The organism is Microbacterium awajiense (genome assembly GCF_039536545.1).
Classification (GTDB): Bacteria; Actinomycetota; Actinomycetes; order Actinomycetales; family Microbacteriaceae; genus Microbacterium; species Microbacterium awajiense.
Genome location: NZ_BAAAYU010000005.1, coordinates 1,678,156 through 1,698,350, shown reverse-complemented (window position 1 = coordinate 1,698,350; position 20,195 = coordinate 1,678,156). Strand labels below are relative to the sequence as shown.

Below are 20,195 nucleotides of genomic sequence, written 5' to 3'. Positions count from 1 at the left end.
CGATCGGTTGGGTGGATGTGTCAAGTCTGCCTTCAGCGCCGGGTGCGCCGCAGGCTTTCGGGAGCTTCGAGAGAAAGTGTCTCGCCGCGGAAGAAGGCCGGACGCTTCATCGCCTGCCAGACCATGATGATGAGCCCGAGCCCGATGATCACGACCCCGAGCACGAACACACTGCCGACGCCGAACCACTCGGTGCCGCTGCCGTAGTCGGGGTCGAGGCTCTCCACAAGCGTGATCACGAACAGCGCGAACAGGATGACGCCGCCCACCAGCGGGAACAGCAGCGTGAAGAAGAAGGACCGCACCGAGTCGAACCACTGGTGGCGGAAGTACCACACGCACGCGAACGCCGTGATGCCGTAGTAGAAGCAGATCATGATGCCGAGCGTGGTGATCGTGTCCCACAGCACGTTCTCGTTGATGAATCGCATGACGGCGTAGAAGACGGATGCCACCACGGCCGAGACGATCGTCGCGAAGCCCGGCGTGAAGAAACGGGGGTTCACCTCGGCGAACTTCTTCGGCAGCGCCCCGTAGTGCCCCATCGCCAGCAGGGTACGAGCGGGCGAGACGAACGTCGACTGCAGCGAGGACGCCGAACTGGTCAGCACGGCGAGCGATACGAGGAACGCCAGCGGGCCGAGAATCGGGCCGGACAGGTAGAAGAAGACGTTCGCCTGGATGTCGGGATTGCCCAGGCCCAGGCCGCCCTCGCCGATCCCGGCGAACGCGAGCAGAGACACCGAGATCAGCAGATACAGGCTCACGATCGTGATGACGGTGAGGGTGGCGGCGCGCCCCGGCGTGCGCTCGGGGTCCTTCGTCTCCTCGTTCATCGTGAGGGTGACGTCCCATCCCCAGAAGATGAAGATCGACAACGACAGACCGGCGACCACCGCGAGCGGGGTGGCGACGTCGAACGGGTTGAACCAGGATGCTTCGACCGGGCTGGCATCGAACGCGGTGCCGTTGACGACATGGACGATCGCGGCGACGGAGAAGACGAGGAGCACCAGCACCTGGAAACTGACCAGCACATACTGCAGCTTCTGGGTGGTCTGCATGTCCCGGTAGGAGATCACGGTCGCGCCCAGCATGAACAGCAGGCACACCGCGACGTTAATGAAGGGGTTGAAGGCGAGTTCCGCGATCGTGCCCGGGCTGCCGGCGAGCTGGTCGATGAGCAGGAACAGGAACTCGACGGCGATGCCTGCGAGGTTCGACAGCACGAGGATCGTCGCGGCGATCAGGCCCCACCCGGCCATCCAGCCCACCCACGGGCCGAACGCCCGCGCCGCCCACGTGAACGATGTGCCCGAGTCGGGCATCTGCCGGTTGAGCTCGCGATAGCCGAACGCGACCAGCAGCATCGGGATGAATCCGAGCAGGATGATCGCCGGCACCTGGAACCCGACCTCAGAGACGGTCGGACCGAGGGCGGCGGTGAGCGTGTAGGCGGGCGCGATGCACGAGATGCCGATGACGACGGCGCCGATGAGGCCGACCGTACCGGCGCTGAGGCCCTTCTGCGACAGGCCGCCGGCGACCGGGTCGCCGGTCTTCGTCGTCTCGGTCACGACGGGTCACCTCCTTCGGCCGCGCGCGAGCGCGGGACGACCATCATGGGCACCGGCAGCTCACGCAGCATCTTCGTCGCCGTCGAGCCGAGGAACAGCCGCTTGGGCTGCGCGAGACGGCTGGAGCCGACGAGCACGAGCTCGCCCGGCTCCCAGTCGAGTGCGGCGACGGCCTCTTCGATGCTGTCGCCGTCGCCGACGACGACACGGCTGTCGATGTCGGCGGGCAGCGAGGACTGTGCGCGCGCGAGCACGTCCTGGGCGTGGGCGGCGCCCGCGACCCGGATCACGCCGGTGTCGACCGTGGCGGGCAGGTCGACGGTGACCAGCGAGAGCAGCCGCACGCGCGCACCGGTGTCGGTCGCCAGCCGGACGGCCTCGGCCATCACCTCATCGGCGCCCGGGCGGGTTCCGAGAGCCACCGTGAGGCGTGGGATGCCCGCACTCAGCGGCGTCTTGCGGGCACCGCGGGGCACGAGGACGACGGGGACGTCCGCGGTGTGGACCAGTTCCGCCGCGGTCGTGCCCACGCGATGACGGCCGCGCAGCGATCCGTCGGCGCCGCCGACGACGAGGTGACCGGCGCCGACCTCGTGGGAGGCCTGCAGCAGTCCTTCGCCGAACGAATCGGCGTAGCGCACGTGCTCGGCGTGCGAGAGCCCCGCAGGCAGATCCGCCACGGCGTCGGCCAGCCACGCGTCCGCCTGGTCCTGCAGGTAGCGGTCGTAGCCCGACTTCGGCGGCGTGATGACACTGCGCGTATCGGCGGGGAGCACGATCACGCTGTGCAGTTCGGCGCCGGATGCCCGAGCGAGCCGCGTCGCGAGGGCGAGGGCATCGCTGCCCGCCTTCGTCGCGGTGTACCCCACCACGACGGGAGCGCTCATGCGCGCACCTGCTCGACGATCGCGGCGGCGGCGACGCGCCCCATGCGGATCGCGCCGTCGACGTGCTGGTAGCCGGCTCCGGCCATGTCGCTGCACGCGAAGTGGATCGGCCCGACGGGAGTGCGCAGGTCCGCACCGTAGCGGGCGAGTCCACCCAGGTCGAAGCTCGCGGCGTAGGCGCCGCGTGTCCATTCCTCGGCACCCCAATCGCTCTCGAAATACACCAGCGGGCTCTTCGCCTCGGGGCCGAAATAGTGCGACAGCGACTCGAGGATGCGCTCCTTGCGCTCGTCGGCCGACACGCGGAACAGATCGTCTGCATTGCGGTCGGAGACGAACCCCACGAGGGTGCCCCGCTGGTCGCCGTGATTGGTGTTGTCGTAGGCCTCGTGGGAGATCTCGTACGGGCTGAACGCGGTGCCCGAGAGTCCGGCATCCCGCCAGAACGGCCGCTCGTACACGGCATGCACCTTGATGACGAAGCCCATCGAGATGTGCTGATGCAGCTGCTGCTTCAGGCGCGGCAGCGGCGGGTCGAACTCGATCCACGGGTACAGCACGGGTGCATGCGCGAGGATCACCGCCCGGGCGTGCACGGTGAGGCCGTTGTCGGTGATGACGGTCACCGCGTCGTCGGCGTCGCGGCGGATCGTGTTGACGGGCTGGCCCAGCAGCACGTCCGATCCCAGCCGTTCGGCCAGCAGCAGCGGAACCTGCTGAAGCCCGCCGACGACGCGCTTGTCGAGGATGTAGTCCGCGTCGACGAGATGGCTGAAGCTGCCGGCGCTCGCGGCCATCAGCAGCGCTTGGAGAGCGGAGAACGCGTAGGCGGGCTTGGTGAGCATCGCACCGGCGATGAACAGCGCGATGTTGTCGCGCGCCTCCTGATCGTCGGTCTGCTCTTCGAGCCACGCTTCGAACGAGACGCGGTCGAGCTCTTCGGCATCCGGATGCTCCCAGGGCCGATCCGGATCGACCTCGGCCACCAGGGCGTCGAGCATCCCGATGAGGCGGACGATCTCGGCCTCGGTCTCGGGGGCGACGGGGAAGATCTCGCCGGTGAAGCGGGTGAGCGCGCCGTCGCGCCCGATGTAGACGGACTCGCCCTCGCGATAGCGGCTGTACGTCTCGAGACCCAGGTCGGCGATGGTCTCGATCAGCGCTTCCTGATCTGGTGAGACCCACTGACCGCCGATCTCGAGCATCGCGCCGTCGACGACATCGGTCCACAGGCGCCCGCCCACACGATCGCGCGATTCGAGCACGAGGACCGACAGCCCGGCCTTCTTCAGCTCGTTGGCTGCGGTGAGCCCGGCGGCTCCCGCTCCGACGATGACGACGTCCCGCGTCAGATCCTCCATGTCTCCCCCGTTCACGCCGCGGCCAGCGCCGCGGCGACCACGTCGAGCGCCTCGTTCAGCAGCGCGTCGCCGATGGTCAGTGGCGGCAGGAAGCGGATGACATTGCCGTACGTTCCGCACGTGAGGACGATGATGCCTTCGGCGATGCAGGCCTTGGCGACGGTGGCCGTCAGCGCGGCATCCGGCGCACCCGTCTCGGGGTCGACGAACTCGGCGGCGATCATCGCGCCGAGGCCGCGCACATCGCCGATGCGCGGGTCGGATGCCTGCAGCTCGGCCAGCCGCGCCGTCAGGACCGATCCGATCTGGTCGGCGCGGGCAGCGAGGTCTTCGGACTCGTAGGCGTCGATGCTCGCGAGCGCCGCGGCGCACGCGACCGGGTTGCCGCCGTAGGTGCCGCCGAGACCACCGGTGTGCGTGGCGTCCATGATCTCGGCGCGGCCGGTCACCGCGGCGAGGGGAAGTCCACCGGCGATCCCCTTCGCCGTCGTGATGAGGTCGGGTTCGATGCCGAAGCGCTGCGACGCGAACATCGCCCCGGTGCGCGCGAAGCCGGTCTGGATCTCGTCGGCGATGAAGACCACGCCGTTCGCGCGGCACCAGTCCACGATCGCGTTCAGGAACCCCTCGGCGGGGACGATGAAGCCGCCTTCCCCCTGGATGGGCTCGATGATGACGGCCGCGAGGTTGTCGGCTCCGACCTGCTTCTCGATGACCGTGATCGCGCGCGCGGCGGCGTCCGCCCCGGACAGACCGTCGCGGAACGGGTACGACAGCGGCGCCCGGTAGACCTCCGAGGCGAACGGGCCGAAACCGCTCTTGTACGGCATCGACTTGGCGGTCAGCGCCATCGTCAGGTTGGTGCGGCCGTGGTAGCCGTGGTCGAAGGCGACGACGGCCTGCTTGCCGGTGAACTTGCGGGCGATCTTGACCGCGTTCTCGACCGCCTCGGCGCCCGAGTTGAACAGCGCGCTCTTCTTGGCGTGGGTTCCGGGCGTGATGCGGTTGAGGGCCTCGGCGACGGCGACGTACGACTCGTACGGCGACACCATGAAGCACGTGTGGGTGAACTGCGCCACCTGCGCCTGCACCGCCTCGACGACCTTCGGATGCGCGTTGCCGACGCTGGTCACGGCGATGCCCGAGCCGAGATCGATGAGCGAGTTGCCGTCGGCATCGACGACGACCCCGCCTCCGGCGGCGACGGCCTCGATCGGGGCGGTGTGCCCGACGCCCGACGCGACGGCGGCGGCCTTGCGCGCCAGAAGCTCCTGCGAGCGCGGACCGGGGATGCTGGTGACCAGGCGCCGCTCCTGCGGCAGACTCGGGCCACCCAGGGGCGTGTTCACGGCGGTGTCGACAGCGGTCATGCTCGGGAGCGTACCCACGAGCGCGCGACCCGAGCACCTGACGTGCTGTACATTCTGGCTACACTGCTGTACGTCCGGTACACCCGGTGACCTCGAGGATCGCATGCCCCGTCCGTCCGACCCGCCGACGCTGCGGGCCCTGCTCGCCCGCCCGGATCTGGGCCTGCGGCTGCAGCACGATCCCGCAGACCTCGACCCCCGCTCGCTCGACGCCGAGCTGCGCTGGATCCACTCCAGCGACCTCGCCGACCCCACGCCGTTCCTGTCCGAGGGCATGGTCCTGCTCACCACCGGCACGCAGTTCGGCGAGTCCGCCGACGCGGCCGAGTACGACGCGTACGTCAGCCGCCTCGCCGGCCGTGGTCTGCTCGGCCTCGGGTTCGGCACCGAGGTCGCGCGGACCGGCATTCCCGATGCCCTCGCCGATGCGTGCCGCGCGCAGCGGATGCCTCTGTTCGAAGTGCCCTACCGCACCCCGTTCATCGCCGTCGCGCGGGCCAACGCCGAGGCCATCGCCGCCGAGGCATATGCCCGACGCACCTGGGCGCTCGCCGCGCAGCGGGCCATCGCGCTGGCCGCGCTTCGCCCCGACGGTCTCGGCGCCACCCTCGCCGAACTCGCCAAGCAGCTCGGAGCGTGGGTCGGCATGTACGACGCGGCGGGCGAACTCGTGCGTCAGCACCCGCCCGGCGCACTGGGCGCGGAGACGGCGGACGACCTGCACGAGCACGTCGGCGGCGTGCTGCGCCGCGGCGCCCGAGCCGCCTCGACGCTCACCGTCGGCGACACGTCGTTCAGCCTGCAGACCCTCGGCCGCGGCGGCCGGCTGCGCGGCGTGATCGCCATCGCGGCCGGAGACCTCGACCGCGAGGGCCGCGACGTGGTCACCGCCGTGATCGCGATGGCCGGGCTCGCGCTCGAGCAGCAGCAGAGCCTGAGCCGCGCGCGCGGTGCGCTGCGGTCGGGGCTGGTGCGCGCGCTCGCCGCCGGCGAGACGACCCTGGCGCGCCGCATCGCCCGCGATCTGTGGGGCGGGCTGCCTGCGGCGCCGATCGCCGTGGCGGTCACCGATGCGCGTGCCGTGCGCGTCGAGGCCGCCTCGGACCTGCTCGAACTGCGCGCCGACGAACGCCGCGGGGCGCTGTTCTTCGGTCGCGGCGACGACGGCATCGTCATCGTCTTCCCCGCCGAGGAGCGCACGGTCGTCCGCGAGCTGTCCGAGCGCTTCGACATCCGCATCGGGATCTCCGATCCCGGCGGCTACGACGCCTTCGCCGGAGCGATCGGCCAGGCCACGGCGGCACGCGATCGCGGCACCGCGGCGGTGACGACGTTCGCCGAGATCGCCCGCACGGGCGTGCTGTCGGCGCTGAGCCCGGATGCGGCCGCCCTCGCCGCCGCCGAACTCGCGCCGCTGCGCGACCACGACTCGGCGGAGGGCACCCTCCTCCTCGCGACGCTGCGAGGGTGGCTCGACAACGATTGCTCGCATGAAGCCACCGCACGCGCGCTGGGGGTGCACCGCCACACGGTGCGGGCGAGGCTGGCTCTCGCCGAGCGGCTGCTGCACCGCGATCTCGGCACGTTCGCCGTGCGGGCCGAGCTGTGGGCCGCACTGCGCGCCCTCGACGAGAGGGCCGTACGATGACGGCGAACGGCGAGATCTCGTGGTGGTGGCGTGACCTCGGCGGAGCGCCCGAGCCGCGGCAGCCGCTGCCCGGCGACATCGACGTCGACGTCGCGATCGTGGGAGCCGGCTTCACCGGCCTGTGGACGGCGTACTACCTGAAGACCCTGCAGCCCGACCTGCGCGTGTCCGTGCTCGAACAGCGCTTCGCCGGGTTCGGCGCCTCGGGGCGCAACGGCGGCTGGCTCACGAACGCGGTGACCGGCGGCCGCGACCGCTATGCCCTCTCGCACGGAGTCGAGGCCGCGAACGCCCAGCAGCGCGCGCTCAACGAGACCGTCGACGAGGTCATCGCCGTGGCCGACAGCGAGGGCATCGACGCCGACATCGCGAAGGGGGGCGAGTTCGAGGTCGCCCGCACACCCGCGCAGCTCGCCCGCATGCGGGCCCACGTCGGTGACGAGCAGGGCTGGGCGCACACCGACCTGGAGTACCTGGATGCCTCGGCCGCGGCATCCCGCATCGGCGTTGCGGGCACGCTGGGCGCGACGTGGCATCCGCATTGCGCGCGCATCCATCCCGGCAAGCTGGTGCGCGGCCTCGCCGCGGCCGTCGAGCGGCGCGGCGTCGTCATCCACGAGCAGACCCGCGTCGTGCGCATCGAGCCGGGTCGCGCGGCGACCGATCGCGGAACCGTGCGAGCGACCCACGTGCTGCGCGCGACCGAGGGCTTCACACCCGATCTCGCCGGCGAGCACCGCACCTGGCTGCCGATGAACTCGTCGATGATCGTGACCGAGCCGCTTCCGTCGTCGTTCTGGGATGCCGCGGGGTGGGCCGGCCGCGAGACACTGGGCGACTACGCGCATGTGTACATGTACGCCCAGCGCACCGCCGACGACCGCATCGCGTTCGGCGGCCGCGGCGTGCCCTACCGCTACGGCTCGCGCGTCGACGCCGACGGGCGCACGCAGCAACGCACGATCGCGTCGCTCAGCGCGCTGCTGCGCGACTTCTTCCCAGGCACGGCGGACGCGGCGATCGACCACGCATGGGCGGGCGTGCTCGGCGTGCCCCGCGACTGGGCGGCGACCGTGGGCTTGGACCGCACGAGCGGGCTCGGGTGGGCCGGCGGGTACGTCGGAACCGGCGTCACCGCGACGAACCTCGCCGGGCGCACGCTCGCCGACCTCGTGCTCGGGCGCGACACCGGCCTCGTGCGACTCCCCTGGGTGGGGCACCGCGCGAAGAGATGGGAGGTCGAGCCGCTGCGCTGGGTCGCCGTGCAGGCCATCTACGCCGCGTACCGCACCGCCGACCGCATCGAGGCATCCGGCCGCTCCTCGCGCACGGCGTGGCCGGCCGCCGTCGCCGGGTGGGTCGCCGGGCGCTGACGCCCCGCCTCCCGGCTCAGCGCGCGGCGTGCCCCCCGACGAACTCGTCGACGTCGGTGGCGCCCACGCCGGGCGACCCGCCTCGACTAGCAGTGAATCGGGCGGTGCGCCAGACCACCCGCACGACCGCCCGATCCCGGCATTCTGGCGTCCACGGATCAGTCCATCGCGAATACCTTTCATATGTCAGGTTTTTGAAGTACCATCTCGACAGGCGCCCTGCGCGCCATCGCACGACCCAGGCAGAGCCGCCGGAAGCGGTAACGACCAATGGAGGCGTCAGACCGATGATCAGGACAGACAGGACCACGAGCATTCGCTGGATGGCCGCCGGAGCGCTCGCGCTGTCGGGCGCGCTCGTGCTCGCCGGCTGCGGCCGCAGCGACGCGCCGAGCGGAGGCACGAACGCGGGCGGAGAGGCGATCGACGACCAGCCCGCGACCGGCACCGTCGAGGTGTGGGCGATGGGCAACGAGGGCGAGGTGCTCGACGAGCTCGCGGCGAGCTTCGAAGAGGAGAATCCCGACGTCTCGATCGAGGTGACGGCGGTGCCGTGGGAGAGTGCGCACGACCGCATCGCCACGGCGATCGCGGGCGGCGAGACACCCGATGTCACCATGCTCGGCACCACGTGGGTGGGAGAGTTCGCATCCACCGGCGCCTTCGAACCGACGCCGGACGGTGTGGTGGACGAGTCGTCCTTCTTCGAAGGCTCGTGGGAGACGGCCGTCGTGGACGACGTCGCGTACGGAGTGCCGTGGTACGTCGACACCCGCGTGCTCTACTACCGAACCGATCTCGCGGAGCAGGCCGGTGTCGAGCCGCCGACGACGTGGGACGAGTACACCGAATTCACTCGAGCACTCCAAGAGGCCGGAGCCGACTGGGGTGTCTCGCTGCCCCCGGGAGGCTTCGACTCCTGGCAGTACGTCGCCCCCTTGGCCTGGCAGCAGGGCGGCGACATCCTCGCCGAAGACGGCACCGAGTTCACGTTCGACACACCCGAATGGGAGGAGGCGTTCAGCTTCTACACGAGCTTCTTCGAAGACGGCATCGCCGAGCCGCGTCGCCTGGAGGGCGGCGAGATCGAACAGGCGTTCATCAACGGCGAGGTCGGCGCCTTCTACAGCGGACCGTTCCATGTGGGTCTGCTCCTCGAACAGGGCGGTGAAGACTTCGCCGACAAGTTCGGGGTGGCCATGGTCCCGGGCGCGGACAGTCGCACGAGCTTCACCGGCGGCGGCAACCTGGCCGTCTTCGACGACTCGGACAATCGCGATGCCGCGTGGAAGTTCGTCCGCTGGCTCAGCCAGCCCGAGACGCAGCTGGCGTGGTACGAGATCTCGACCGATCTGCCGAGCGTCCAGGCCGCGTGGGAGGACCCGACCTTCGCTGAGGATCCGTACCTGAGCGTCTTCGGCGAGCAGCTGCAGGACTCGAAGGCGCCCCCCGCCATCCCCACCTGGGCTCAGGTGTCCGCGGTCATCGACCAAGAGCTGGAGAAGGCCACCCGAGGCGACACCAGCCCCGCCGACGCGATCGCGACGATCCAGCAGCAGGCGTCCTCGATCGGCACGGGTCAATAGACCCGCCGCCGACGACCAGGCATCCCGATGACTACCGTCGATTCCGCGGCCCCGCCGCGTCGCCGCTCCCCCCGCGTGCCGGCGACGCGGAGGGAGCGCCGCATGACCCTCACGGCATGGCTCTTCGCGACGCCGTTCGTGATCCTGTTCGCCGTCTTCATGGCGGGGCCGATCATCGGCTCGTTGGCGATGAGCTTCACCGACATGACGACACGCGACCTGCAGACGCCGTTCCAGGTCGAGCTCGTGTGGTTCGACAACTACATCCGACTGTTCCAGGATCCGCGGTTCCTGCGCTCGCTGGTCAACACCTTCACCTTCGTCGTGGTCGCCGTGCCGCTGACGATCGGCCTGGCGATGGCCGTCGCCCTCGCGCTGGACAAGGGCATCCGGCGTTTCCGGACGGTCTACCGGGTCGGCTTCTACGCTCCGGTCGTCACGAGCATCGTGGCGATCGCGATCGTGTGGCGCTTCATCCTGCAACCCGACGGTCTGCTCAACGGCTTCCTGGCCGTGTTCGGCATCCAGGGTCCCGATTGGCTGCAATCCACTGCCTGGGCGCTGCCGTCGCTCATCATGATGGCGGTCTGGCGCAACATCGGAACGATCATGGTCATCTTCCTCGCCGCACTGCAGGGAGTGCCGCGCGAGCATCATGAAGCCGCGATGGTCGATGGAGCGAACGCCTGGCAGCGGTTCTGGAGCATCACCGTGCCGGCGATGCGGCCCGCGATCCTGTTCGCCGCCGTCATCACCGGCATCGGCTTCCTGCAGTTCTTCGAAGAGCCGTACGTGATGACGCAGGGCGGGCCGCTCGACGCCACGCTCTCGACCGCGATGTACACCTACGACCAGTTCGGATTCGGCAACTACGCGTACGCATCGGCGGCGAGCTACGTGCTGTTCCTGGCCATCGTCGTTCTCTCGCTCGTGCAGTTCCGCCTCCTCGGACGGAAGGATTGATCATGTCTGTCCTCGCATCCTCACCCGTGACCGACACCGACGTCGTCGAACCCGAGCCGGAGCCGGCCGGCCGCCGTCACCGCGGGCAGCCGCGATGGTGGCTCTACGTGGCGCTCACGCTCGGGGTCGTCGCGATGGTGATGCCGTTCGTCTGGATGATCCTCGGCTCGTTCAAGACCGACGCGGAGATCCGCCAGAACCCCACCGGCTTCCTGCCCGAGAACCCGACGCTCGAGAACTACGCGACCCTGTTCGGTCGGCTCGACTTCACGACGTTCTTCATCAACAGCGTCGTGGTCGCGACCGTCGTGACTCTCGGGAACATCGTCTTCTGCTCGATGGTGGGCTACGCCCTCGCGAAGCTGCAGTTCCGCGGCAAGAAACTCCTGTTCGCGTTGGTGCTGGCCACCCTGATGGTTCCGGGGGTCGTGACCTTCGTCCCGCTGTTCGTGCTGACCGCCAATCTCGGACTGGTGAACTCGTACCCCGGTCTCATCCTGCCCTTCCTCATCTCGCCGCTCGGCGTGTTCCTCATGCGGCAGTTCATGCTCGGCCTTCCGGATGAGCTGATCGAAGCCGCACGCATCGACGGCGCGAACGAGTGGCGGATCTTCCTGCGGGTCATCATGCCGATGTGCGGCCCCGCGATCGCGACGCTCACGATCCTGACCTTCCTGGCCAGCTGGAACAACTTCCTCTGGCCCCTCGTCGTGGCCACCACCGAGGACATGTACACCCTCCCGGTGGCGCTGGCGCTGTACTCGGTCGGTCAGAACGCCGCGCGCTACGGCCTGATGATGGCGGGGGCGGTCGTGGTCGTCGTGCCGATCCTCATCGTCTTCGTCGTCTTGCAGCGCTACTTCGTGCAGGGCATCGCGCTCACCGGCATCAAGTGACCGAGGCGGATGCCGCGGCATCCGCCTCCCAGAGAGAGGACAACGAACGTATGGATTTCCCCGAAGATTTCCTCTGGGGCGCGTCGACGGCGGCGCACCAGATCGAGGGCGGCAACGTCAACTCGGACTGGTGGCAGCGCGAATGGGGGCACCTGCCCGGCGCCCCCGTCGAGACGCCGTCCGGAGATGCGGCCGACAGCTACCATCGCTTCGGCGAGGACATGGCGCTCCTCGCCGACGCCGGCCTGACGGCGTACCGCTTCAGCATCGAGTGGGCGCGCATCGAACCGGAAGACGGCTTCGTCTCGCGAGCCGCCATCGACCACTACCGGCGGATGGTCGCCACCGCTCGCTCACTCGGGCTCGAGCCGATGGTCACGCTGCACCACTTCACGAACCCCGCGTGGTTCGCGCGCCGCGGCGGGTGGAACTCCGATGCGGCCGCCTCCCGATTCGAACGCTACGTCGAGGCTGCGCTGCCGGTGCTCGAAGACGTCGACCTGGTGTGCACGATCAACGAGCCCAACATGGTCTCGGTGCTCGCCGACCCCGACATCGGGTTCCCGTCGGTGGGGCTGCCACCCGGCGTCCCGGCCGTGACCGACCGTCTCATCGACGCGCACAGGCGCGCGGTGCATCTCGTGCGGGGCGCGGGATGCCGTGCCGGATGGTCGGTGGCGACACAGGCCTACCAACCGGTCGAGGGCGCAGAAGACGTGGCCACGGAGTACGGGTCATCGCGCGAGGATGTCTTCCTCGACGCCGCGCGCGGCGACGATTGGGTCGGTGTGCAGGCATACACCCGCACCAGAATCGGTCCGGACGGCCCCCTCGCGATCCCGGACGATGCCGAACGCACGCTCACCGGCTGGGAGTATTACCCGCCGGCGGTCGGGGACGGCATCCGCAACGCCTGGGCGCGGGCCGGCGCTCCGGTCATCATCACCGAGAACGGGATCGCGACCGCCGACGACCAGCGTCGCATCGACTACACCCGCGGCGCACTGACGTCAGTCCATGCCTGCATCGAGGAGGGCGTCGACGTCCGCGGATACCTGCATTGGAGCCTGCTCGACAACTACGAGTGGGGGAGCTTCCGCCCCACGTTCGGCCTCATCGCGTGGGACGCGGAGAGCTTCGAGCGTCACCCGAAGCACAGCCTCGCGTGGCTGGGAGACGTCGCAAAGGCGAACGCGCTGCGGTGATGCCGGGCCGTCACGCGTCGGGCGTCGGCACCAGGTAGCCGCGAACGAACTCAGCGAACAGCGCGTTCATGTCGACATCGTCGTCGAGCAGCCATTGCTGCTGGATGCCGTCCATGACGGCGCTGATGAGCCGAGCCGCCAATGCCGGGTCGATGTCGGCGCGCACTTCGCCGTCGGCCTGAGCGGCGCGCAGGAGCGGTGTCGCGTTCTCGGCGCTCTCGCGGTACCGGCGGGCGAAATGCTCATGCGCGGGATGCTCGCTGTCGGTCGCCTCCGCCGACACCGTGGCGTACAGCGACGTGAGGCCGCGGGACTCCTGGTTGTAGGCGACCACCTTGGTGGCCTGCTGGATCAGCGTGTGCTCCGCCGGATCGCCGGCGGCCTCGCGGACGCGCTCGTCCCGCTGGCGCAGCACCTCTGTGAACAACTCCTCCTTGTTGCCGAAGTGGTGCATGAGGCCCGTCGGCGTGAGTCCCACGCGTTTGGCGATCTCGCGCAGAGAACCGCTGTGGAACCCGCCACGGGCGAAGACGACGAGCGCTTCGTCGACGATCTGCTGACGACGCGCCTGCCCCTTGGCATAGCTGCCCCTCGGAGCCCGCGCACTTCGCGAACCCGCCGACGGTTCCGTCGGGGCATCCGCCCCGGATGCCCCGATGTCGCCGGCCGCGGGTTCGCTGCTCACTCTCGCACCTTCCTGTCCACGGAGAAGACCTGTGCAGCCATCGCCGGACGCAGACGCTTCTCCATCTCCTTGTCGACGAAGTACCGCTTCAGGCTATCGCCGGTGAGTTCGTTGCCGATCGCCGCCATGATCATCGACTGGTCGAGCGAGAGGTATCGCTGCGCGACCGTTCCGCTGCGCACGGCGACGGCGTCGTAGAAGCCGCCAGGCCCGTAGGCGTCCAGGTCGTCCTCGAGGACGGCGAGGTTCTCGAGCACTCCGCGCCGGTCGTACGGCAACGCCAGGAACGCGGCGTGCGGGGTCACGACGCCGTCGCCGAAGTCGGGCTGCGGATTGGCCCCATCGGCGCACCCGGGCCGGTCGACGTCCACGTCGGTGCTTTCCGCGTCCGACGTGTAGCCGTCGGATCGCATTCCCGCCAGATCGACGCCGTACTCGGCATATCCGCCGAAGGGGTTGCTCGCCGGCGAGAACCCCCATGCGCCGTATCCCGCCTCCTCGAGGCCGTGATGCTTCTGGACCGCGACGGTGTTCGGGTGGTTGACACGCCATGATCGCGGGCCCCACTGCGTCTCGGGGACGAGCAGATCGGGCATGAGGGCCTCGAACATGCTGCCGCCCCAGCTCGGCACGAAGGAGATGCCCGCGTAGGAGTACGAGCCTTCCCAGACCTCGTAGCCGTCGTAGACGCGGTGCTCACCGCCGGGCAGCTGCTCCTGCCACGCCCAGTCGCATCCCGGAGGCATCGTGCGGTGCGTGCCGTAGAGCGCAGTCGCGGGGATCTGCCCGTTCGCGATCCCCAGATAGGTCGCGATCCGGCTCTCGCTCACCGTCGTGTCGTAGTGGTGACACGTGTAGTACGCGGTCTCACCGGAGCCGTTGTACATCGGAGCCTCGATGCTGCATCCGGGCGGCACTTCGTCCCAGAAGCCGCCGCGGTTGGTCCCCGCGGGCAGCCCGGCGGCCCCGGCGGGATCGAAGTACGCAGCGAAATCCATCGAGTCGTAGAGCGCATCGGCGCGATCGGCCAGTCGGGGCTCCGCCTCTCGGACGATGCGCAGGGAAGCGGCGAGCCACCCGTTGTCGACAGTGCTCAGGAACGGGTGCACGGGGTCACCCGAGTCCGGCCAGCTGGTGAGCTTCGCCCCGGTCGCCGGGTGGTACCAGTTGTAGAACATGCCGCTCGCCTCGTTGCGCTCCAACTGCTCGAGCGTGTCGAGCGTCGTCGCCATGCGCGCGTGCGCCTCGTCATCATCGATGATGCCGAGGTCGCGAGCCGTCACGGTCGACCACAGGTAGCCACCGATGTTCGTCGGCGATGTGTACTCGCCGGCCGTCGCGAGATCACCCGTGATGTTGTCTGCCGGAAGTCCCGTCGACTCGTCGGTCATCGCGTCCAGCGAGACCCAGGTGTCCTCCGCCCAGCGATGGAGGTCGTCATCGCCGGGCCTGCCGGCACCTGCCGCCGGATCGCCCAGTGCGAGTCCGGCCGCCACGAGACCCGTCACGGCAGCCGTCGTCAGAATCTGCTTCATCGCGCTCTCCTCATCGAAAGCGGCTCCGTCGGGCGGAACCGTCGGTGTGCGCAAAAACCTAACAGATAACAGGTATTTGCGGAAGGCCTGCGCGGATCTCGGCGCCGCCGCCGACCGGCCGCCTCTCAGCGCGGGGCGTGCGCCTCGAGGAACTCGTAGACGTCGGTGGTGTCCACGCCGGGGAACGCGCCCGTCGGCAGTGTCGCGAGCAGCGTGCGCGGGGTGCGGACGTTGGGCCAGGAATTCTCGCGCCAGGCCGCCTCGAGGTCGGCGGGTGCGCGCCGGCAGCACGCCTCCACCGAGTGCGTGGACACTCCTCGGTTCGGAGTGTCGCGGCCGAGGAACCACTTGGTGTCATCGAAGCGCACGCCGACGCTCACCGAGTGGGCGCCCTCGCTCGACAGCTCGACGCGCGCGGTGCACCAGTAGGTGCCGTTGCCGGTGTCGGTGTACTGGTAGTACGGGTTGAAGTGGTCGTCGACGTCGAAGACGACACGCGACGTCCACTTGCGGCAGCACATCTGCCCCTCGATCGCACCCAGCCGGTCGGCCGGGAAGTTGACGTCGTCGTTCTCATACGCCTTCGTGATCGTGCCCGACTCGTGCACCTTGAGGAAGTGCACCGGGATGCCGAGGTGCACCGTCGCGAGGTTGGTGAACCGGTGGGCAGCGGTCTCGTACGAGACCGAGTACGCGTCGCGCAGGTCTTCGATCGAGATGGCGCGGTCCTGTTTGGCGTCGGCGAGGAACGGCACCGCGTGCGCCTCGGGGATCAGCAGCGCACCCGTGAGGTAGTTGGTCTCCACCCGTTGCCGCAGGAACTCCGCGTAGCTCGTGGGCTCGCGGTGGCCCAGGATGCGGCTCGACAGAGCCTGCAGCACCGCGGTACGCGGGTCTCCCTTCGAGGCCATGCGGCTCGACAGGTAGAGCCGCCCGTTCTTGATGTCGGCGACCGACCGGGTCGTCTGCGGCAGGTCCGGAACGTAGTGCAACGTGAAGCCGAGGTGCGCCGCGATGTCCGACGCGGTGCGCTGCGTGAGCGGCCCCCCGGGGTGGTCGACCGCCTCGAGGATGCCGCGTGCCTGCTCTTCGAGGTCGGCGAAGTAGTTGTCCTGCGTGCGCATCAGCCGGCGCAGCGCCACGTTGGCGCGGCGCGCCTCTTCGGGCGTCGCGGCGCGCTCGTCGCGCAGCCGCTCGATCTCGCCCTGCAGCGCCAGCATCGCCTTGAGCGCATCGTCGGGGACCGTCTTGCCGATGCGGAACGGCGCGATGCCGAGAGCCTGGAACGTCTGGCCGCGCATCGCCTTCTCGAGGGCGATCTCCATCGTCGAGCGCTCGTCCAGGGGCTCGGTCTCGAGAAGCGCGTCCAGCGTCGAGCCGAGGGCGCGCGCGATGGACTGCAGCAGCGTCAGCTTCGGCTCGCGCCGACCGTTCTCGATCATCGAGAGCTGGCTGGGCACGCGCTCCACGGCCGAGGCGAGCTCTTCCAGCGTCATCCCCCGCTCAGTGCGCAGCTGACGGATGCGTCGGCCGATGGTGAGTGCGTCCACCTGATCATCGTCGTGTTCTTCCGCACGCGGATCGCGGGCGATCGTGGTCGTCATGCGCCGATTCTGTCACGAAAAGCGAATTATCACCGAACTTCACACGCGTATTCGTCGGGTACACCCCCGAGTTTCACCGCAGAGTGGTCTCACGACCCACCGCTCGACCACTCACAGGAAGACAGCGACATGACACCTGCAACCGCTACCCCGATGCGCACCCGCACTGGTCCGATCTCGGTCCAGACCACCGAGCCGTCGATCGCGGTCGCCGGCCGCATGCGACCGCGCTACGACGAGATCCTCACGCCCGAGGCCCTCGCGTTCCTGACCGAGCTGCACCACCGCTTCGGGGGCCGGCGTCACGACCGGCTGGCCGACCGCATGCGGCGCCGCTTCGAGATCGGCAACGGCCACGACCCGCGCTTCCGCGACGACACCGCGCACATCCGCGAGGACGACGAGTGGACCGTCGCGGGCGCCGGACCGGGCCTGGAGGACCGCCGTGTGGAGATCACCGGGCCCACCGACCCGAAGATGACGATCAACGCGATGAACTCCGGCGCCCGGGTGTGGCTGGCCGACCAGGAGGACGCCACGAGCCCCACCTGGACCAACGTGATCGAGGGCCAGCTGTCGCTGCGAGACGCGATCCGCGGCGAGCTGGAGTTCACCAGCCCGGAGGGCAAGCAATACCGCGTGACCGCCGAGCGCACGCCCACGATCGTGATGCGTCCGCGAGGATGGCACCTCACCGAGCACCACATCCGCTTCACCGACCGCACCGGTCGCGAGATGGCGGCCTCGGGCTCGTTGGTCGACTTCGGCCTGTACTTCTTCCACAACGCGCAGCAGCTCATCGCGAACGGCCGCGGCCCCTACTTCTACATCGCCAAGCTCGAATCGAGCGAAGAGGCCAAGCTGTGGGACGACATCTTCACCTTCAGCGAGCAGTACATCGGCATCCCGCACGGCACCATCCGCGCCACCGTTCTGATCGAGACGCTGCCGGCGGCATTCGAGATGGAGGAGATCCTGTTCGAGCTGCGCGACCACTGCGCGGGCCTGAACGCCGGCCGCTGGGACTACATCTTCTCGATCATCAAGAACTACCGCGGTCGCGGTGCGCGGTTCGTGCTTCCCGACCGCAGCGAGGTGACGATGACGGTGCCGTTCATGCGGGCCTACACCGAACTGCTCGTGAAGACGTGCCACAAGCGCGGAGCCTTCGCGATCGGCGGCATGAGCGCGTTCATCCCGAACCGCCGCGACCCCGAGGTGACCGCGCGGGCCGTCGAGAAGGTGGCCGCCGACAAAAAGCGCGAGGCCGGCGACGGCTTCGACGGCACGTGGGTGGCGCACCCCGACCTGATCCCGACCGCGATGGCCGAGTTCGACGCGGTGCTGGGCGACAAGCCCAACCAGGTCGACCGGCAGCGCGACGACGTGCACGTCACCGCGGCTCAGCTGCTCGATGTGCACATCGGTCGCCCGGTCACCGCGCAGGGCGTGCACGACAACGTGTCGGTGGGCATCCGCTACATCGAGGCGTGGCTGCGGGGCCTGGGTGCCGTGGCCCTGGACAACCTGATGGAGGATGCCGCGACGGCTGAGATCTCGCGATCGCAGGTGTGGCAGTGGATCCACCAGGATCGCTCCACCGACGACGGCACGCGCATCACGCGCGAGTACATCGAAGAGCTGATCGAGCGGGTGCTCGGCGAGGTCGACCGCCGCGACGGCGACCGCTTCGACGACGCCGCCGACCTGTTCCGCGAGGTCGCGTGCGGCGAGGACTTCCCGGCGTTCCTGACGATCCCGGCGTACTCGCGCTTCTTGATCGAGACCGACTGAACCCCCGCATCCCGAGAGAGACGAACAGACATGACCATGTACCAGGACGACATCGAAGCCATCCAGGCGCTCAAAGAGCACAACGGCCCGAGTTGGGATGCCATCGACCCCGAGTCCGCCGCCCGCATGAGGGCTCAGAACAGGTTCCGCACCGGGCTCGAGATCGCCCAGTACACCGCCGACATCATGCGCCGCGACATGGCCGAGTACGACGCCGACTCATCGGTCTACACGCAGTCGCTCGGCGTATGGCACGGCTTCATCGGCCAGCAGAAGCTGATCTCGATCAAGAAGCACCTCAAGAGCACGAACAAGCGCTACCTCTACCTCTCGGGGTGGATGGTCGCCGCTCTGCGCTCCGAATTCGGACCCCTGCCCGACCAGTCCATGCATGAGAAGACCTCCGTGCCCGCGCTCATCGAGGAGCTGTACACGTTCCTGCGGCAGGCCGATGCGCGCGAGCTCGACCTGCTGTTCACGCAGCTCGACGAGGCGCGCAGGGCCGGCGACGAGACGGCCGTCGAGTTCATCCAGTCGCAGATCGACAACCATGAGACCCATGTCGTGCCGATCATCGCCGACATCGACGCCGGCTTCGGAAACCCCGAGGCGACGTACCTGCTGGCGAAGAAGATGATCGAGGCGGGCGCGTGCGCCATCCAGATCGAGAACCAGGTGTCGGATGAGAAGCAGTGCGGCCACCAGGACGGCAAGGTCACCGTGCCGCACGAGGACTTCATCGCCAAGCTCAACGCGGTGCGCTACGCGTTCCTCGAGCTCGGCGTCGAGAACGGCGTCATCGTGGCCCGCACCGACTCGCTGGGTGCCGGCCTCACGCAGAAGCTGGCGGTCACCCACTCCCCCGGCGACCTCGGCGACCAGTACAACGCGTTCCTCGACGCCGAAGAGATCGCCGAGGCCGAGCTGGGCAACGGCGACGTCGTCATCAAGCGCGACGGCAAGCTGTTGCGTCCCAAGCGTCTCGCGAGCAACCTCTACCAGTTCCGTCCCGGAACGGGCGAGGAGCGCGTCGTGCTCGACTGCATCACGGCACTGCGCAACGGCGCCGACCTGCTGTGGATCGAGACCGAGAAGCCGCACGTCGAGCAGATCGCCGGCATGGTCGACGCGATCCGCGCCGAGATCCCGAACGCGAAGCTCGTCTACAACAACAGCCCGTCGTTCAACTGGACGCTCAACTTCCGCCAGCAGGCGTACGACCTGCTCGTGGAGCAGGGTGCGGATGTCTCGGCCTACGACCGCAGCGACCTCATGAGCGTCGAGTACGACGACACCGAGCTCGCGCGACTGGCCGATGAGAAGATCCGCACGTTCCAGCGCGACGGCTCGGCGCGAGCCGGCATCTTCCACCACCTGATCACCCTGCCGACCTATCACACGGCCGCGCTGTCGACCGACAGCCTGGCGAAGGGCTACTTCGGCGACGAGGGGATGCTGGCCTACGTCAAGGGCGTGCAGCGCCGCGAGATCCGCGAGGGCATCGCGACGGTGCGGCACCAGAACATGGCCGGCAGCGACATCGGCGACAACCACAAGGAGTACTTCGCCGGCGACGCCGCCCTCAAGGCGGGCGGCCAGCACAACACGATGAACCAGTTCAGCTGACCCGCCCGGCCAGCTGTCGCTGAGACTGCATCGTCGGACGAGACTGCGGGTGACGACCGCAGTCTCGTCCACCGGATGCCGTCTC

General features: G+C 69.0%; 15 protein-coding genes. 8 read left to right on the top strand and 7 right to left on the bottom strand.

Annotation, left to right across the window (positions count from 1 at the left end):
- Positions 1–32: 32 nt before the first annotated feature.
- The 4 genes from ABD663_RS14545 to gabT are packed head-to-tail and all read right to left on the bottom strand — an operon-like array spanning position 33 to position 5,195.
- Positions 33–1,577, bottom strand: a complete 1,545-nt coding sequence (locus ABD663_RS14545) for an APC family permease (RefSeq protein WP_344739776.1) — start codon at positions 1,575–1,577, stop codon at positions 33–35.
- Entirely contained in the window at positions 1,574–2,464 is an 891-nt protein-coding gene (locus ABD663_RS14540) for a universal stress protein (RefSeq protein WP_344739774.1), read from the bottom strand. The genes ABD663_RS14545 and ABD663_RS14540 overlap by 4 nt, the downstream gene beginning before the upstream one ends.
- Positions 2,461–3,825 (bottom strand): flavin monoamine oxidase family protein, encoded by a 1,365-nt coding sequence (locus ABD663_RS14535; RefSeq protein WP_344739772.1) that lies wholly within the window; start codon positions 3,823–3,825, stop codon positions 2,461–2,463. Before ABD663_RS14535 ends, ABD663_RS14540 begins: the two co-directional genes overlap by 4 nt.
- Positions 3,826–3,836: 11 nt before the next feature.
- Complete coding sequence (gene gabT / locus ABD663_RS14530) at positions 3,837–5,195, bottom strand: 4-aminobutyrate--2-oxoglutarate transaminase (RefSeq protein WP_344739770.1); 1,359 nt, start codon at positions 5,193–5,195, stop codon at positions 3,837–3,839.
- A 103-nt stretch (positions 5,196–5,298) separates the two neighbouring features.
- On the opposite strand from gabT, the gene ABD663_RS14525 reads away from it, so the two are divergent.
- The 6 genes from ABD663_RS14525 (at position 5,299) to ABD663_RS14500 (ending at position 12,866) form a co-directional block, all read left to right on the top strand.
- Positions 5,299–6,843: a helix-turn-helix domain-containing protein gene (locus ABD663_RS14525; RefSeq protein ID WP_344739768.1), complete on the top strand. Its 1,545-nt coding sequence runs from the start codon at positions 5,299–5,301 to the stop codon at positions 6,841–6,843.
- Positions 6,840–8,216, top strand: coding sequence for an NAD(P)/FAD-dependent oxidoreductase (locus tag ABD663_RS14520; protein WP_344739766.1), 1,377 nt, complete (start codon positions 6,840–6,842; stop codon positions 8,214–8,216). The genes ABD663_RS14525 and ABD663_RS14520 overlap by 4 nt, the downstream gene beginning before the upstream one ends.
- A gap of 323 nt (positions 8,217–8,539) precedes the next feature.
- The gene (locus tag ABD663_RS14515; protein ID WP_344739764.1) at positions 8,540–9,802 is read left to right on the top strand and encodes a sugar ABC transporter substrate-binding protein; all 1,263 of its coding nucleotides are present in this window, start codon (positions 8,540–8,542) and stop codon (positions 9,800–9,802) included.
- Positions 9,803–9,904: 102 nt separating this feature from the next.
- Positions 9,905–10,765, top strand: coding sequence for a carbohydrate ABC transporter permease (locus tag ABD663_RS14510; protein WP_344739762.1), 861 nt, complete (start codon positions 9,905–9,907; stop codon positions 10,763–10,765).
- A gap of 2 nt (positions 10,766–10,767) precedes the next feature.
- Positions 10,768–11,661 (top strand): carbohydrate ABC transporter permease, encoded by an 894-nt coding sequence (locus ABD663_RS14505; RefSeq protein ID WP_344739760.1) that lies wholly within the window; start codon positions 10,768–10,770, stop codon positions 11,659–11,661.
- Positions 11,662–11,711: 50 nt separating this feature from the next.
- On the top strand, positions 11,712–12,866 hold the full coding sequence (locus ABD663_RS14500; protein ID WP_344739758.1) for a glycoside hydrolase family 1 protein: 1,155 nt from the start codon (positions 11,712–11,714) through the stop codon (positions 12,864–12,866).
- Between the two features lie 10 nt (positions 12,867–12,876).
- Here the strand turns inward: ABD663_RS14500 and ABD663_RS14495 are convergent, their stop codons facing one another.
- The 3 genes from ABD663_RS14495 to ABD663_RS14485 all read right to left on the bottom strand — a co-directional run bounded on the left by ABD663_RS14495 (position 12,877) and on the right by ABD663_RS14485 (position 16,690).
- The gene (locus tag ABD663_RS14495) at positions 12,877–13,551 is read right to left on the bottom strand and encodes a TetR/AcrR family transcriptional regulator (protein WP_344739756.1); all 675 of its coding nucleotides are present in this window, start codon (positions 13,549–13,551) and stop codon (positions 12,877–12,879) included.
- Positions 13,548–15,086 (bottom strand): glucoamylase family protein, encoded by a 1,539-nt coding sequence (locus ABD663_RS14490; RefSeq protein WP_344739754.1) that lies wholly within the window; start codon positions 15,084–15,086, stop codon positions 13,548–13,550. The genes ABD663_RS14495 and ABD663_RS14490 overlap by 4 nt, the downstream gene beginning before the upstream one ends.
- 125 nt (positions 15,087–15,211) lie before the next feature.
- Entirely contained in the window at positions 15,212–16,690 is a 1,479-nt protein-coding gene (locus tag ABD663_RS14485; protein WP_344739752.1) for a helix-turn-helix domain-containing protein, read from the bottom strand.
- A gap of 153 nt (positions 16,691–16,843) precedes the next feature.
- Between ABD663_RS14485 and aceB the strand changes: the two genes are divergently transcribed.
- Complete coding sequence (gene aceB / locus ABD663_RS14480; RefSeq protein ID WP_344739750.1) at positions 16,844–18,484, top strand: malate synthase A; 1,641 nt, start codon at positions 16,844–16,846, stop codon at positions 18,482–18,484.
- A 30-nt stretch (positions 18,485–18,514) separates the two neighbouring features.
- Positions 18,515–20,110, top strand: a complete 1,596-nt coding sequence (locus ABD663_RS14475; RefSeq protein WP_344739748.1) for an isocitrate lyase — start codon at positions 18,515–18,517, stop codon at positions 20,108–20,110.
- Positions 20,111–20,195: the final 85 nt, after the last annotated feature.

Excerpts from the sequence above, each read along its gene's own strand:
- ABD663_RS14525 (WP_344739768.1), top strand. The coding sequence starts at position 5,299 with ATGCCCCGTCCGTCCGACCCGCCGACGCTGCGGGCCCTGCTCGCCCGC.
- ABD663_RS14535 (WP_344739772.1), bottom strand. The coding sequence starts at position 3,825 with ATGGAGGATCTGACGCGGGACGTCGTCATCGTCGGAGCGGGAGCCGCC.
- aceB (WP_344739750.1), top strand. The coding sequence starts at position 16,844 with ATGCGCACCCGCACTGGTCCGATCTCGGTCCAGACCACCGAGCCGTCG.
- ABD663_RS14505 (WP_344739760.1), top strand. The coding sequence starts at position 10,768 with ATGTCTGTCCTCGCATCCTCACCCGTGACCGACACCGACGTCGTCGAA.
- ABD663_RS14515 (WP_344739764.1), top strand. The coding sequence starts at position 8,540 with ATGGCCGCCGGAGCGCTCGCGCTGTCGGGCGCGCTCGTGCTCGCCGGC.
- ABD663_RS14490 (WP_344739754.1), bottom strand. The coding sequence starts at position 15,086 with ATGAAGCAGATTCTGACGACGGCTGCCGTGACGGGTCTCGTGGCGGCC.
- ABD663_RS14510 (WP_344739762.1), top strand. The coding sequence starts at position 9,905 with ATGACCCTCACGGCATGGCTCTTCGCGACGCCGTTCGTGATCCTGTTC.
- ABD663_RS14485 (WP_344739752.1), bottom strand. The coding sequence starts at position 16,690 with ATGACGACCACGATCGCCCGCGATCCGCGTGCGGAAGAACACGACGAT.
- gabT (WP_344739770.1), bottom strand. The coding sequence starts at position 5,195 with ATGACCGCTGTCGACACCGCCGTGAACACGCCCCTGGGTGGCCCGAGT.
- ABD663_RS14500 (WP_344739758.1), top strand. The coding sequence starts at position 11,712 with ATGGATTTCCCCGAAGATTTCCTCTGGGGCGCGTCGACGGCGGCGCAC.
- ABD663_RS14540 (WP_344739774.1), bottom strand. The coding sequence starts at position 2,464 with ATGAGCGCTCCCGTCGTGGTGGGGTACACCGCGACGAAGGCGGGCAGC.
- ABD663_RS14520 (WP_344739766.1), top strand. The coding sequence starts at position 6,840 with ATGACGGCGAACGGCGAGATCTCGTGGTGGTGGCGTGACCTCGGCGGA.
- ABD663_RS14475 (WP_344739748.1), top strand. The coding sequence starts at position 18,515 with ATGACCATGTACCAGGACGACATCGAAGCCATCCAGGCGCTCAAAGAG.